This is a genomic window from Methanobrevibacter wolinii SH, assembly GCF_000621965.1.
Classification (GTDB): Archaea; Methanobacteriota; Methanobacteria; order Methanobacteriales; family Methanobacteriaceae; genus Methanarmilla; species Methanarmilla wolinii.
In genome coordinates, this window is the sequence record NZ_JHWX01000016.1 from 59,108 (window position 1) to 75,711 (window position 16,604).

The 16,604-nt window shown below is 23.1% G+C and carries 13 protein-coding genes; 7 read left to right on the forward strand and 6 right to left on the reverse strand.

Going from position 1 to position 16,604, the window contains the following annotated elements; genetic code table 11:
- Nucleotides 1–117 precede the first annotated feature (117 nt).
- Nucleotides 118–1,890: a DNA-directed DNA polymerase II small subunit gene (locus T523_RS02515; protein ID WP_042707344.1), complete on the reverse strand. Its 1,773-nt coding sequence runs from the start codon at nucleotides 1,888–1,890 to the stop codon at nucleotides 118–120.
- Nucleotides 1,891–2,206: 316 nt separating this feature from the next.
- Between T523_RS02515 and T523_RS02520 the strand changes: the two genes are divergently transcribed.
- From T523_RS02520 to T523_RS02540, 5 genes are all read left to right on the forward strand, one after another.
- On the forward strand, nucleotides 2,207–2,770 hold the full coding sequence (locus T523_RS02520) for a hypothetical protein (RefSeq protein WP_042707345.1): 564 nt from the start codon (nucleotides 2,207–2,209) through the stop codon (nucleotides 2,768–2,770).
- A gap of 8 nt (nucleotides 2,771–2,778) precedes the next feature.
- Nucleotides 2,779–3,852: a precorrin-3B C(17)-methyltransferase gene (gene cobJ / locus T523_RS02525; RefSeq protein ID WP_042707346.1), complete on the forward strand. Its 1,074-nt coding sequence runs from the start codon at nucleotides 2,779–2,781 to the stop codon at nucleotides 3,850–3,852.
- Between the two features lie 390 nt (nucleotides 3,853–4,242).
- Nucleotides 4,243–4,857, forward strand: a complete 615-nt coding sequence (locus tag T523_RS02530; RefSeq protein ID WP_042707347.1) for a potassium channel family protein — start codon at nucleotides 4,243–4,245, stop codon at nucleotides 4,855–4,857.
- Between the two features lie 134 nt (nucleotides 4,858–4,991).
- Entirely contained in the window at nucleotides 4,992–6,236 is a 1,245-nt protein-coding gene (locus T523_RS02535) for a magnesium transporter (protein ID WP_042707348.1), read from the forward strand.
- A gap of 143 nt (nucleotides 6,237–6,379) precedes the next feature.
- Complete coding sequence (locus T523_RS02540; RefSeq protein WP_042707349.1) at nucleotides 6,380–8,125, forward strand: CgeB family protein; 1,746 nt, start codon at nucleotides 6,380–6,382, stop codon at nucleotides 8,123–8,125.
- A gap of 136 nt (nucleotides 8,126–8,261) precedes the next feature.
- On the opposite strand, the gene T523_RS02545 is transcribed toward T523_RS02540, so the two are convergent.
- Together T523_RS02545 and T523_RS02550 are read right to left on the reverse strand one after the other, a co-directional pair.
- Entirely contained in the window at nucleotides 8,262–9,122 is an 861-nt protein-coding gene (locus T523_RS02545) for a hypothetical protein (RefSeq protein WP_042707350.1), read from the reverse strand.
- A 28-nt stretch (nucleotides 9,123–9,150) separates the two neighbouring features.
- Nucleotides 9,151–9,978, reverse strand: coding sequence for a hypothetical protein (locus tag T523_RS02550; RefSeq protein ID WP_156929582.1), 828 nt, complete (start codon nucleotides 9,976–9,978; stop codon nucleotides 9,151–9,153).
- Between the two features lie 604 nt (nucleotides 9,979–10,582).
- On the opposite strand from T523_RS02550, the gene glf reads away from it, so the two are divergent.
- On the forward strand, nucleotides 10,583–11,686 hold the full coding sequence (gene glf, locus T523_RS02555) for a UDP-galactopyranose mutase (protein WP_042707352.1): 1,104 nt from the start codon (nucleotides 10,583–10,585) through the stop codon (nucleotides 11,684–11,686).
- A gap of 340 nt (nucleotides 11,687–12,026) precedes the next feature.
- Here glf and pyrB read toward each other — a convergent pair whose 3' ends face one another.
- The 3 genes from pyrB to hisG all read right to left on the reverse strand — a co-directional run bounded on the left by pyrB (nucleotide 12,027) and on the right by hisG (nucleotide 14,959).
- Nucleotides 12,027–12,968: an aspartate carbamoyltransferase gene (pyrB, locus tag T523_RS02560; RefSeq protein ID WP_042707353.1), complete on the reverse strand. Its 942-nt coding sequence runs from the start codon at nucleotides 12,966–12,968 to the stop codon at nucleotides 12,027–12,029.
- 436 nt (nucleotides 12,969–13,404) lie between these two features.
- Entirely contained in the window at nucleotides 13,405–13,893 is a 489-nt protein-coding gene (locus T523_RS02565) for a flavodoxin domain-containing protein (RefSeq protein WP_052334612.1), read from the reverse strand.
- Between the two features lie 199 nt (nucleotides 13,894–14,092).
- Nucleotides 14,093–14,959: an ATP phosphoribosyltransferase gene (gene hisG / locus T523_RS02570; RefSeq protein WP_042707354.1), complete on the reverse strand. Its 867-nt coding sequence runs from the start codon at nucleotides 14,957–14,959 to the stop codon at nucleotides 14,093–14,095.
- Nucleotides 14,960–15,150: 191 nt separating this feature from the next.
- Here hisG and T523_RS02575 point away from each other — a divergent pair, with 191 nt between their 5' ends.
- Nucleotides 15,151–16,476, forward strand: coding sequence for an amidohydrolase family protein (locus T523_RS02575; protein ID WP_042707355.1), 1,326 nt, complete (start codon nucleotides 15,151–15,153; stop codon nucleotides 16,474–16,476).
- Nucleotides 16,477–16,604: the final 128 nt, after the last annotated feature.

The window sequence follows — 16,604 nt, forward strand, 5'->3', positions numbered from 1 at the left end:
TTTACTTTAAAATTATATTTTATGCTTGTTGAAATTCTTAAAAACTTTTAAATAAACTTCTTTTAAAATTATTTTTCAAGTATTAAAATGATTTCAATAGACTATTTTATTTAAATTTTATATGAATTTTAATTGTTTATATACACCTTTATCAAGAACTGGTACCTCTGCAGGTGTAGGTACAATATTTTTAATTTTCTGGAACTCTGTTTGAGTCTGGAATGTACCTGAATTTATTAAATGTATACCATTAAACATTCTATGTGTATTAATATGAACATGTCCAGTATGGAATACATCTGGTACATCATCAATAACTAAATAATCTTCAAGTTCTGATGCAAGAGGTGTTCTTTCACCATATATTGGTGCAAGATGTCTTTTTTTAAGAAGTTCTTCCATTAAGATATCATTTCGCTCATGTGAAAATCCTTTAACTGTCATTGCCATATCATCAAAACTACGGCCATGGTAGATTAAAACTTTTATTCCATCAAGTGATACATATCCTGGATTACTAATAAATTCAACATTATGTAATTCATATAATGCTTTAGCATATTTTTCAGGTACTGCAGGTTGTGGTTCTGCTACTCTAGATGCATCGTGGTTTCCTGGAGTAATAATTATTTTAATATCGCTTCTTATTTGACCAAGATAACTTGCTGCTTTATTATATTGCTGGGTAATATCTTTAATTTCAAGTTCTTTTTCTTGATTTGGATAAACACCAATTCCATCTACAATATCTCCACCAATTATAAGATATTTAACATCTTTAGCAATTTTTATTTGTTCTTCATTACCATATTCACAGTTTAACCACATAATAAATTTCTCAAATGCATCTGGTAAGAAAGTTTTACTTCCTATATGAACATCAGATAAGAAAACAATACCAAAGTCCATTTCTTTTCTAGCTATTCTTGGAACACCTGGATGTATTATCTGGTTAGCAATTGCAAGAGATCCATTTTTTGTAGCAATAATACCTACAACTTCATCTCTTACAATTTTTTGTGCTTCTTGGAAAAGTTCAGTATTATCTTTACTAAATAAAATAGAAATTTGACCTGTTTCATCTTCAAATTCAATTAAAATATGACCATTTTTAGTTATTCTAATATCATTAACCATTACAATTAATGCAAGTTCTGTCTGGTCATCACGTATATCTTCGATTTTATCATGGACTTTAAGTTCAGGTCTATGTGATAATATCTTTTCTTCTTTTTCAAATCTACTTTGGAAGTAACTTATAAGGTTACTTATTTCACCACTAGTATATGATTTATTACTTGTATCTTGAAGAATTTTAAAATCATAATTTACATGACTTTCTTCCATATTTCTTCTACAAATATTATGATTCTTGTTTTCTATTTTAATATCTGCTACTTTTTCTGTTTCTACATCAGTTCCAGGATTTGCTCTTATTTCAGATGCATCAAATTCTTTTTTTATTTCATTATTATATTCTAATTTATTTATTCTGGATTTATTTTTTACTTGATTTATAGGCTCTTCCAGATTATTTTTCTCATTATTAGTTTCTTTGTCTGTACTAGTTTTTTCTTTGTTTATTCTGTTTAAATCATCTGTTTTTTCTAAAGTTTCTTTGTTTATTGTTTCTGTGTTTAAATTATTTGAAATATCCTCTGACTTTATGCTTAAATTATCTTTTCTATTGTTTTCTCCATTTATAAATTCATTAAGAATATCTTCACTTACAGATACTAAATCATCTTTTGTAAATTCTTTACTTTTTAGTTTAATAATAAATGATGATGTAAGATTTTTAGGATCTTCTGAATTTATAATCATTTTATATGCATTTGGAGATAAATTTATTCCTTTTTTTGCAAATTTAAGTAAAATATCTGATGTCATAAATAATCCTTTTTATTTTTTTATCTAATCTTTAAAATATAATTTATTTAATAATTTAACTTAATTATATTAATTATATTTTAAATTTAAGATATTAATATTAAAATTTTAAATATTTTAAATTAGAATCTATATTAAAATTAAGTATTTTAAATTTATATTTTAACTGTTTTTTAAAATTTTCTTTTATTATATATTATTAAGATAATTCTTTTATATTTAGTTATATTTTTATATTACTTTAATTAAAGATTTAAAATGATAAATTATTAAATTTTATATTTATTGAAATTTTATTTTTAAAGTAAGTGATAAAATGCATAAGGTGTTAAAAGCAATATTAATCATTGTTTTATTTATAGGATTTTTTGAAGCTGGTTTATTAAGTTCTTATACTATTGTAACTTCTCAAGTTCCTGATGTTAAAGGACTAATAGATTTGCAAATTGATACTATAAATGGTATTTTTTCATCTGATAATTTAAACAATGTAGTTATTCAAGATCCTACACCACTTAATGTTTCAAATAAGGAAGATTTAGCTACAAAACTGCAGAATGAAACAGGAGTAGATGGAATTGATTATGATAATCTAAGTATTGGAACATATGATTCTAAAGATAATGATCAAATTAAGTTAAATATCACTGCTTATGGATATTCATCATCTTCATCTAGTTCAAGTTCATCTATTGTAATTAGTGCAAAACCAGATTATAAAATATTAGCTACTGCTACAGCGAATATGACAAGTGAAGGAGAATTTAAAGTTAATATTGACTCAGTTAAGATTAATTCTATCTTAAAAATATATAATTCTGCTTCAGAAAACACATCAACTAATACAACAAATGATACTGATACAAATACAAGTCAATAAGTGATAATATGATAAATGTAATTGGTTTAGGCCAAAATAGGGAAAATATGACATTAGGAGCTTTAGCTGCTATACAAGATTCTGATGTTATTGTAGGATATAGTAAATATATTGATTCTATTTCAGATCTTATTGAAGGTAAAGAAGTAATTAAAAAAGGTATGGGGGATGAAATTAAAAGGGTTGAAATGGCTATATCTAAAAGTCTTGATGGATATGATGTAGCTATTGTAAGTTCTGGAGATCCTGGTGTATTTGGTATGGCAAATGTTCTTTTCCAGCTTATAAGTAAATATAATACTAATATTGAAGTTGATATTTATCCAGGAGTTTCAGCTTTAAATTATTCTGCATCTCTTCTTGGTGCACCTTTACATGATTTTGCTGCAATTAGTTTAAGTGATTTACTTACTCCTTTATCTGAGATTAAAACTAAATTAGAATATTCTCTTAAGGCAAATCTAATTATAGCTATTTATAATCCTATTAGTAAATCTAGAAAAGAACCATTTAAATTATTTAAAGACTTAGTTTTAGATATTAGAGGTCCTGAAACATTAATTGGTATTGTAAATAGTGAAACTTACCCATCAAAAGTATCTGTTGTGAAAGCTAAAGATCTTGATGAAGAAAAAATTAATATGTCAACTACATTAATTGTTGGAAATAAAATGACATATCTTGATGAAGGTTATATGATAACTCCTAGAGGATATGTAATTAAATCAAAATTAAATCCATTAGCTGTAGACTTTTATGAAAGATATTTTGAAGGTAAAACTCCAAAAGGACCTAATACTGAATGTGGATACTATCCATGTCATGAAGAAGGTCAACATTGTGACTTCTGTTATTGTCCATTTTATCCATGTGGTGATAAATCTACTGGTGGTAGGTGGATTAAAGGTAAGAATGTTTGGAGTTGCGAAGATTGTATGTGGGTTCATAAAAAAGAGAATATTGAATGTATCAAGTCTAAATTTGATGACATTGTAAAAGAACCTAATGATTTAATTAAAAACAAGAAAGAATTATTAAAGTTACGTAGAGAATGTATTTTAAAAAATAATTCTAAAGATTAATTACTTCTTTTTTTATATTTTTTAGATATACTTTTTTTATTTTTTATTTTTTTTAATATTTTCTTAATTAACTATTCTAAATTTATTTAAACTTTAATTTTAAATTCATAAATTAAAAATGACTTTTTTTTTAAAATTATTTCAATAAAAATATTAAATTAATATTTTAATTGTTTATACCTATTTTTAAGTTTTTTTTACATGTTTATATTTTTTAATTGTTTTGTACTTATTTTAAGTTTTTTATTGATGTTTGTATTGATTATTTGTATTTATTTTAGTTTTTTATATAATACTTAAATATTCTAATTTTTAACATTTATTTATATTATAAATTATATATAATAATTTAAGTTTAAATTTTTATTTCTAAAATGTTGAAGGGATTTAATGCCAAGTATTAAAGATATTTTAATTGAAATGAAAAACATGTCAGAATTAATGGTAGATTTATCATATTCTGCTGTTCTTTTTAATAGTAAAGATGCGGCACATGAAGTGCTGAAATTAGAAAATCGTATTAATAGTTTAAATTATGAGATTAAAATTCAATCTCTACTTGCTGCACGTTCTAAAGAAGATGCAGAAAGGTTAACAGCATTACTTGAGATTGCAGAAGCAGCAGAATCTATTGCTAATGCTGCAAAAGATTTAGCTGACTTAATTCTTAAAGGTTTTAAACCACATCCAGTATTTAAACGTGTTATGGAAGAATCTGATGAAATGATTATTAGTGTTGAAGTATATCCTGCATCAGAATTATGTAATAAAACATTAGGTGAATTATTATTAAATAATCGTACTGGTATGAGAGTTATTGCTATTAGACGTCATGATTCATGGATTTATGGTCCAGATAAACATACAGTTATATTAGAAGATGATGTACTACTTGCTAAAGGTTCTGAAACAGGTTCAGATATTTTAGTTCAAATAGCTCATGGTGAAATGTCATTTGATGATGTATCAGATGCATTAGATGAAGAAGAATCTGATGACGATTAGTCTTTTAATAAGTAAAAATTATTTTTGACTATTCATTAATGATTATACTTATTAGCTTTGTTGAAACTTATCTCATAATTAATTTTTTCAACAAAGCATTTTTTTAAAATTAAATCTATAATTCCTGGGATAATATGAATAGCCAAAATAGTATAATATTAAATAAATTTTCTAATTTTATAAGGAATAACCGTTCTACACTTAGACAAAGTTTAGTTGCTTTATTTATATGTGCTATAGGTGACTTATGTGCTGGAATTATCCTTGGAAACATGACCTATTTTTTAAATGCATTTCCTGGTTTATTAATTCTTATTCCAGGTGCAATTGGAATGAGAGGTAATATTTTTGGATCATTTGCATCTAGATTAAGTACTAACCTTCATATCGGTGTACTTGATCCTGAGTTTAAAAGATCTAAAGTTTTATTTACTAATTTAAAATCTTCATTTGTTCTTACAATGGTATTGTCTGTATTTTTAGCTATTTTTGCAAAAATAATGTGTTTAATATTCCATTTAAGAAGTATTGATCTTATGGATTTTATATTAATTTCTGTATTTGCAGGAATTATATCTAATTTAATAATGCTTCCAATTACAATGTGTATATCTTTTAAAAGTTATAAAGGTGGATGGGATCCAGATAATGTTACAACGCCTCTTGTTGCAGCATTCGGTGATTTATTTACTTTACCTGCAATAATTGTATCATTATTTATTTTAAAAGGTTTAGGTGTTGGATACTTTAAAGATTTAGTTTTTGGTATTTTAATATTATTAATTATTATAATGTTTGTATATGAAGTAAGTAGAAATCAATCTATTAAAAGAATATTACTTGAATCAACACCAACTTTACTTTTATGTTCTTTTTTAGGAATATATGCAGGTACTGTATTGGATTCATGTGAATCTACACTTTTAACTAATCCAACTATATTAACATTAGTACCATTATTATCTGGTGAAAGTGGTAATTTAGTAAGTATTTTAGGTGCAAGATTATCTTCAAGCCTACACTCTGGTTTAATAGAACCTGAGTTTAAACTTACTAATACTACACTTGTTAATTTATTAATAATATTATCACTTGCAGTTATTGTATATCCATTTATAGCTGTTATTTCAGATTTAAGTTCATTTATAATTGGTACTCAAACATTTGGATTAATTCCACTTATATTAATAAGTGTATTTGCAGGTTTAACTTTAATTCCAATAATGATGATAATAGTCTTTGGAATATGTATATTATCTTATAAACATGGTCTTGATCCAGATAATATTGTTATTCCAATTTCAACAAGTATTACTGATGCATTTTCAAATACTTTATTAATTGCTTATTCACTTTTAATAATTGCAATATTTGTATAGTTCAATCATTAAAAATTAATTTTATTTAATCGCTGACTTTGACTAAATTTAAATTTATATATAATTTATTTTTTAATTTAAAAATAATAGTATAGGAAGTTAAAGTTTTAGATGAATTATTTAAGAAAGATTAATGGGATATTATGGATGAAGATTATAATTATTTAATTGAAAAATATAAAAATTATGAACTTGAGGATGGTTTAAGTTCTTTAAAAGAGAGTAATAAGGTTTTGTATGATGATAAATTTTATTTAAATAATGAGAATTTAAATCTAAAAAAGGAAAATCATAAGTTATTTAAGGAAAATCAACATTTTAAATCTACAAAAGCATATAAAATCTGGAGAAAATATGCTTTATTAAAAGATAAATTGTTTTCAAATAGAAATAATAAGGAAATATCTAATAAAAATGATTTTAATATAAATTCTAATTATAAACCAGTTAAAAATTTAAAAAAAATTAAAGTTGCAATTATTGCAGATCAATTTACTTATGATTCATTTAAATATGAATTTGAAGCTATTTTAATTAATCCTAATGATTGGGAAGAAAAATTTAAGTTTTTTCAACCAGATTTATTTTTTTGTGAATCTACATGGCAAGGTATTGGAACAAAAGAAAATAAAGAACCTTGGTTTAATAAAGTTATTAAACTTTATAACATTGATGGTGAAAATCGTAAAGAACTACTTAAAATTTTAAATTATTGTAAAGATAATAAAATACCTAGTATATTTTGGAATAAAGAAGATCCGATTCATTATAGGACAGATGATTGGTCTTTTGCTGATACTGCTTCTAAATTTGATTATATTTTTACATCCTCTGAAGAATCTATAGATTCATATAAAAAAGACTATAATCATAATAATGTTTATTCTTTAATGTTTGCTGCTCAACCTAAATTATTCAATCCCTTAAATTTAAGTAGGGAAACTATCAAATATCCTGTATTTGCAGGAACATATTATGGTGATAGCCATCCTGAAAGAACAAAATTAATGAATATGATTTTTGATAAAATTATTGAACAGTGGGGCAATCTTATAATATTTGATCGTAATTATTATAGGAAACTTTTTGCTTATCCAGAAAAATATCAAAAATATGTTCATCCTGCAATAGAATATGAAAAAACAGCTTCCTTGTATAAAAAAATGAAATGGGGTTTAAATTTTAATATAGTTACAGAATCAAATACTATGTTTGCAAGAAGAATATATGAATTAGCAATAACGAATACTTTAATTCTTAGTAATTATTCAAAAGCAGTTGAAAGATTATTTGGTGATAACATATTTTTCTTTGATAATATTCAAAAATTACCAGATATTAATGGTTCATATGAAGAAAAGCGTATGAATAATTTATATAATGTTTTAAAAAATCACACATATACTGAAAGATTTAAACAGATTTTGGATACTATTGGATATCCATATATTGAAGATAAAAATGATATTACTGTGATTTTCAAATTAGATTCACTAAAAAAACTTGAAGCATCTATTGATTTGTATAATAAAATAGATTATTCTAATAAAAAATTAAATATAGTTTTTAATGATAAATCTATTGATATTACTAATTTAAAATTAAAATATCCAGAAATTGACGATGTTTCAATTGAAAATAATGATTTTCATGATTATTTTAATAATATTAGCACTGAATTTTTAATTATTTTAGATAAAGAAATTGGCAGTGATTTTATTAGTAAGGGAATTTTACATTATAAATATTTAAATAAAAGAGTTTCAATATCTGAAGGCTTAAATAAATTTACATTAGGTATTGAAAATGATATTAATAATAAAATTATAAATAAAATAAATTATCCCAATTTATATGAAAATTCAAGTATTGATGTTTATTATATATAAAAATTTAATTTATAATTTATTTTTTTATTCTTGAAAATATGATTATTTTAAAATAAGATTTAAATCTATTTATTTTTTAATTTCTTAGATTTTATTTTAATTTTAAAGATTCTAATTATTATTCTTCTTTAAATTTTTAGTTGTACCATGTTTTTAGTATAATTTCCGCTTTTTCATAAGTAAAATATTCGTATTTTAAATAATTTTTATTAAAATCTTTTGGCACTTCAATAATAAGTCCATTAAAATCATTATCTTTCTTTATATGGATTATTATTGTGGTATTTGATAGCTTAATTAAATCATCATTAAGTAGACTATATCTATTATTTGTTTTTCTATTAGGTGCAGTATTTATTCCATTATCTAGGTAATAATCAATGTCATTATCTACTATTAAATAATAATTATAATTACTCAGGCTTTTGTTTAAATTAAATTCTGTACAAATAAAATTAGACCCATGATTCTTATTACATATATCATTCTTTGATATATTTTTAACTTGGTATTTGCTATAATAATCAATTAATATGAATCTCTTATTTAAATAAATATTAGAACTGCTAATGGGGTTATCTCCGATTTCAATAGTTTCTAAATTTGGATTTAGTGGTTTTATTTCTATTTGACTTTTGATTTCATTATTAAACATATTTTTAGTGATTATATTATAATTTTCTTTAAGTTTTAGAATCTTGTTATATGATAATAAATGTATTTGGCTATTATTAGAAGATTTTAATCCACATATGAAATTTTTATTATATGGAAGTTCTTCCCAATTATCTGGACTTCCCTCTGTTTCTGTTAGGGTATCTAATAATTGGTTAGATAATGTTTTTATTTTATTATCCTCAATATTTGAATCTATTTTATTTATTGTTAAAGAACTAATTGTAAAAATGCTTGATGTTATAATAATTATAATTACAATACTAAGAAGAATATCCGTTAAATAAATACTTCCATAATTATTTATTTTGATTTTTTTCACCTTTTTCTATTTATTATCTTTTCGATGTCTAATTAAGACCATACTTCTTTTTATGGCCATTATCTAAAAATAGGATTGTGTCATTTTTAAGTATTATTTTATCTCCATTATATGGATTATCTCCAAATATTACATGGTCTGGAGAGGCTATACTTGTATTTTCATTAGTTTTATGTGATACTATAAATGTTTCAAGGCCATAATCATCACAATCTCCCTTGTTTTCTAATCTACAGAATATGCAGCTACCATCATGGCTTTCATGATAATAATTGTTTAATATACAATTATAAGTTAAATTATTTCCATGTATTTCATATGGTTGGTAAGGACATTTTTTGAAAATTGTTGGGGAACTACTGTTTATATAGGGGCTACCATCCATTGACTTATTACTTAAATAATTGTTTAGGGAATTTTCATAATTAAAATTAGTGGAGTTATGTCTAAAGTCAGTATAATTTTTAAGTTTTAAAAAGGGTAATGGATCTTCTAATCCAATTATTGAAATTTTATAAGTTTTCATTGTAGAATAAGTATTATTGTCCTTTTTAAAGTCTGATTTAATCTTAACATCAATGTTAAATGGGTCTTCATCATTACTTATACTTAAAACATTAGAATCTATTATTATCTTATAATTCCTATAATAATCCTCGTTAATGTCTTTAAGTTTATTATTTAATCTAGTTTTAATTTCTTCTCTGCTATTAATTGAAGGTTTTTTACTATCTATATGGTCTTTTATTGTTTCGTTAAGTACTTCATAGCTTACAGGATTAATGTTTCTTTTATAATCTTCGACATGGTATTTAAAGTTTTTATCATTTAAAATATTTGATTTTTCATTTTCCATATATAATGTGCTTGTTAAAAAGATTATGAATATTAAAATAAGTGATAATATTAGTACTAAAGTAAACATGCTTATAATTGAACCCTTATTTTCTTTTAATAGATTTTTAAATTTAAATTTCATAAATTTAAATTAACAATTATTTTTAAATTAGTTTTTATTATTTTATTTTTAATTTATTCTTGCTTTTTAAAAATTTAAGCTTTTTAAACATATTTTGTCATTTTAATTCTTTTTTAATATTCTATTGTTTTAAGCTATTTAATATTAAAATTCTTAATTTCTTCTAAATTTTAATTTATTTCCTTTAATGTATTTTATCTATTTAAAAACATATAAAAATACTTTTTTTAAGATTTAGAATTAATCCTATTCTAAGTTTAATGGTTTCAACAATGCATAAACTTTTTCTAAAAAAGTGAATTATATATTATTAAAAATATAAATTTTTATTTAAGATTATTTTTATATAAATAGATTATAATTGAATTTAAGTATATCTTATTTTTATATAATGGATTATAATTGAATTTAGGTATATCTTATTTTTATAGAAATAGGTTATAGTTTTAGATTATTAAGTAAAGATTATTATTGTGGTTATATGAATTATGATTATTTAATTGTTGGATCTGGACTTTTTGGTTCTGTATTTGCACGTGAAATGACTGATAATGGATATAAATGTTTGGTTATTGAAAAAAGAAATCATATTGGTGGAAATGTCTATACTTCTAATAAGGAAGGAATTAATGTACATGAGTATGGAGCACATATTTTCCATACAAGTAATGAAAAAGTATGGAATTATATTAATAAATATGCTAAATTCAATCGTTTTACAAATTCACCTATTGCAAACTATAGGGGGGAATTATATAACCTCCCATTTAATATGAATACCTTTCATGAGATGTGGAATATTAAAACTCCACAGGAAGCTATTTCAATCATTGAAAATCAGAAGAAGGAAGCAGGTATTAAAAATCCTAAAAACCTTGAAGAACAAGCTATTAGTTTAGTAGGTAAGGATATTTATGAAAAATTAATTAAAGGGTATACTGAAAAGCAATGGGGTAAAAAATGCACTGAACTTCCATCATTTATTATTAAACGTTTACCAGTACGTTTAACATATGATAATAATTATTTCAATGATTTATATCAGGGGATACCTATAGGGGGATATACCCAAATCATTGAGAAACTTTTAGAGGGTATTGAAGTTAAATTAAACACAGATTTCTTCAATGATAGAGAAAAATGGGAAAATATTGCAGATAAAATTTTATTTACAGGGATGATTGATCAATATTATGATTACTCTTATGGTGAATTAGAGTATCGTGGTTTAAGATTTGAGAGTGAAACATTAGATATTGATAATTATCAAGGAAACGCTGTAATTAATTATACTGATTCTGAAACGCCATTTACACGGATTATTGAACATAAACATTTTGAAGCTTCCAATTCACTTAAAACAATTATTACTCATGAATATCCTCAAAATTGGGAAAGAGGCATGGAGGCATATTATCCAGTAAATAATGATAAAAATAATAAATTATTTGATAAATATCAAAAGCTTGCTGAAAATGAAGAAAACATTATTTTTGGTGGACGTTTAGGTATGTATAAATATTATAATATGGATCAAATAATTGATGAAGCATTAAAATTAGTTGAAAGTGAGCTTAAAAATTAGGTTTTATATTTACTTTTAATTATTTTAATCCTACTTTTAATTATTTTGTATCTATCTTTTTATCTATTTTTAATTTACTTTTTTTAAATAATTTAATATAGAAAATAATTTATTTTTTAAAAAAATAGTTTTTAATTTTAATATAATTATTGATTTTAAAATATTTTATAATTGTTTTATAGTTCTGGTTTTTTTAGTAGGTATTTGGTTTTGTTGTTTGGTTATGGGTTTTATAATTATTTTATAATGTTTTGGTTTTTTTAGGGTTTTTAGTTTTGTTGTTTGCTAATTTTATAATTATAAAACCTAAAATTTTTAATCTAAAAAAATTTATTAAATATTATTCTGGGAATTTTGGATTATTTAATATTAAATTTTTTAATATAGCCATTCTTACAGGGACAGCATTAAATGCTTGTTGGAAATATCTATTATGTTTTGTATTATCAACATCATATGCAATTTCATTTACTCTTGGTAATGGATGCATTACAATAAGATCTTTTCCTTTTAACATATCATGATTAATAAGATAAGCATCTTTAATTTTTAAATATTCTTCTAAATCAGGGAATCTTTCTTTTTGAATCCTTGTATCATATAATACATCTATATCATCAATAACTTCATTAAGATTCTCATTTTCTGTAAATTTAATATTATTCTTTTTAAGATCTTCAAGAATTTCTCTAGGCATTCTAAGTTCTTTTGGTGCAACGAAGGTCATTTCAACATTGTATAATCCAAGTGCATATGCAAGTGAATGTACTGTACGCCCATATTTTAAATCACCTACAAGTGCAACTTTAAGGTTTTCAATATGTCCAAACTCTTTTTTCATTGTATATAAATCAAGTAAGGTTTGTGTTGGATGTTGGGCTGCACCATCACCAGCATTAATTACAGGTATATCTACAATTTCAGATATGAATTTTGATACTCCTTCAAGTTCATGTCTTATTACAAGTGCATCAGAGTATGATTCAATCATTTTTGCAGTATCTGCAATACTTTCTCCTTTTACAATAGATGATGATGTAGTATTATCAAAACCTATACATTCTCCACCTAATCTTTTCATTGAGGTTTCAAATGATAATCTGGTTCTTGTTGATGGTTCAAAAAACATCATTCCAAGTATTTTACCATTTAATAAATTAGAACTAACTTGAGATTTAGCAACACTTTCAAGTTTTGCTGCTTCATCTAAAATATAATTTATATCTTCTTTTTCAAAATCATTTATTGATATAACATTTTTTAGATTAAAAATTGTAATCACCTAAAATATTGAAATTGTTTTAATTATTTGTTTATTATTATAATTAAAATTTTTTTAAAGCCTATTTTCTTATAAGTTAAAATTTAATTTTTAGATGTTTTTTAAATAACTTTTTATTTCTAAGATGTTTTTTTTGGATTGTTTTTAAGATTTTAGTAATCCATATATGCTTACTTTGTAAACAAGATTTATATTATTTAGATATAATGAGTAATGTATTTTTATGATATTTATTTTAAATTTGGATATTTATTAGGTTTATTTCTGATTTTATGATATTTATTTTAAATTTGGATATTTATTAGGTTTATTTCTGATTTTATGATATTTATCTTCAATTTAGGTATTTGTTGGGTTTAATTGTAATTTATGATATTTATCTTAAACTTAAGTATTTAGAGTTTAACTTATAATAAGTTAAAATTTAATTTTTAGATTAATTATTATGTGAATGTTTAAAATTATCATTTATTTCGTTTATATTATTAATTAATTCATTTACATGTTCTTTATTTAATTTTTTAATTTCATCTGAACTCATATTATTTTTATTATTAAATAGTCCTGCATTATTTTTATCTAAGAAATATTCTTGAGTATATGAAGCACTAACGAGTTCTTTTGAAAATGATTTATAAAAGTATTTATCTATTTTTTCTCTATCATAACAAATTATAAATAGTGCAAAATTTTTACCTTTTAATGTTTTTCTATTTCTTTCAACATATCTTTTTAAGTTTCCAGGAATATTTCCTCTTTTAATAGATCCACCTAATATTATGAAATCATATTTTATTAAACATGTATCTTTAGCTTTATTAACCGGAAATGCTCTTTTAAATTCGCAATTAATATTATCTAATATTTCTTTTGATAGGCTCTCTGCACTACTATTTATTTTATCATAAATAATTAGGGTTTTCATATTATTCTCTCTCTTAAGTTATTTAAAAATTAATTTTCTATTAAAATTTATATTTAAATTATAATATTTTTTAATAGATTTTAAAAACATTTTAAAGTTGATTTTGAGGTTTTTCCTGATTTTAAAGATATTCTTGAAATATTAGAATCATTATTTTAAAAATATAAAAAAATGATTTTAAAATCATTGAATTAATATTCTAATTTATTACTCTTTCAATTGGTACAACAAGAATATCTTTTGCACCAGCTAATCTTAAGTTATTTACTAATGTAAATACTACTTCTTCATCTACTACAGTTTGAACTGCAACCATCTCTTTTTTAGATAAAATTTCAGATATTGTTGGCCCACTCATTGCAGGGATAACATCTTTTACTTTATTAAGATCCTCTTTATTAACATTCATAATAAGTAATTTTTTGTTTCCTGCATTAATTACTCCTTTTATTCCTGTTTCAACTGCATTAATTAGACTTTCTTTTTCTTTAAGACTATCTTTATTAGCTATTAATTTAATTGAACTTTCAAGAATTATATCTACAATTTTAAGATGGTTTGTTTTAAGTGTAGTACCTGTACTTGTTAAATCTGTAATAACATCTGCAATACCAATTAATGGTGCTATTTCAGTTGAACCTGCAAGTTTAACTATTTCTATATTTTTTATTCCATTTTCTTCAAGATATTTTTTTGTTAAATTTGGAAATTCAGTTGCAACTCGCATATCACTTGTTAAATCATTAACACTATTAATATTAGATGTTTCTGGACTAGCAAGTACAAGTTTTGTTTGTCCAAAGTCTAAATCAAATAATTCTTCAATATTAGCATCTTTTTCTTTAATTAAATCATAACCAGTAATACCCATATCAACTATTCCTTCTTCCACAAATGTTGGAATATCACTAGCACGTGTAAACATAACATCTATATTTGGATTAAATGTTTTTGACATTAATTTTCTATTTGTACTGTCTTTTAATTTTAAACCTGATCTTTCAAGTATTTCTATTGATGGATCACTTATACGTCCTTTTGATGGTATAGCTATTTTAAGTTTCATTTACATTACCTAGAATATGGTTTTTTAATTAAGAATTAATTTTTTGATTATCTTAAATCAGTATTTTTTCCTCTAATATTCTATTAATTTTATAATTTTTATATAATTTAGTTTTTTTTAAATATTATTAAAATATAATTATATATATTATATTTTTATATCTTATTAATAATTAATTATTGTGATATTTTATGGAAACAAGTAATATTTTAATTAAAAATGGAACTATTTTAAATCCAAAACTTAATGGAGAAGTAGAATATAGTAAATCTTCAGTATTAATTGAAAATAATAAAATTTCTGAAATTAGTGATAATATTGAAGATTCTAATGCAGAAAAAATTATTGATGCTAAAGATAAAATCATAATGCCTGGTCTTATAAATACTCATACTCATTTACCTATGACCTTATTTAGAAGTCTTGCAGACGATTTAGAATTAGATTCCTGGTTAAATGATTATATTTGGCCAATGGAAGCTAATTTAAATAGTGATTATTCTTATGCTGGTGCAATGTTAGGTGCTATTGAAATGATAAAATCAGGTACAACAACATTTACTGATATGTATTTCTATATGGGTGATGTTGCTCGTGCAGTAAAAGAGTCTGGTATTAGAGGGGTTTTATCATATGGTATGATTGATTTTGGAGATGCTGAAAAAAGAGAAAATGAATTTAAATCTAATATTAAATTAATTAAAGATTTTAATAATTATGCTGATGGTAGAGTAACTACTATGTTTGGACCTCACTCTGTTTATACAACTTCTCCTGAGTTAATTGAAAGAGTAAGAAAAGAAGCAGATAAATATAATGTTGGAATTCATATTCACATGAATGAAACTAAAAAAGAGATTGAAGATTGTATTGAACTTAGAGGAAAAAGACCATTTGAATACCTTGATGAACTTGGAGTATTATCTTCAGATATTTTAGCAGCTCATTGTGTATGGTTATCTGATAATGAAATTAAATTAATTAAGGAAAATGATGTTAAAGTTTCTCATAATCCATGTAGTAATATGAAACTTGCTTCAGGTGTTGCACCTGTTGGTAAATTATTAGATAATGATATTTGTGTGTCTTTAGGTACTGATGGTGCATCAAGTAATAATAATCTTGATTTATTTGAAGAAATGAAATTCGCTGCTTTATTACAAAAAGTTTCAACTTTAAATCCTAAAGTTTTATCTGCTGAAGAAACAGTTTCAATGGCTACTATTAATGGTGCTCATGCTTTAGGATTAGATAAAGATATTGGATCTATTGAAGTAGGTAAAAAAGCAGATATTATTTTAGTTGATACTAATCGTCCAAATTTTACTCCTCTTGGAAATTCTTTATGTGCTAATATTGTATATTCAGTTAATGGAGATAATGTAGATACTACAATCTGTGATGGTAATATTCTTATGGAAAATAGAAAATTAGTATCTCTTGATGAACAAAGTATTATTAATAATACTAAAACTGCAATATCTGATTTATTAAGTTTAAAAGAAGAAAATAATTAATTGTTTTCTTTTTATTAATTGTTTTTAAATTTTTTATTTATTATTTTTTAAAGTTTAGTTTACTCTATTTAGATTAAGTGATTATTATTTATTATTTTTTAAAGTTTAGTTTACTCTATTTAGATTAA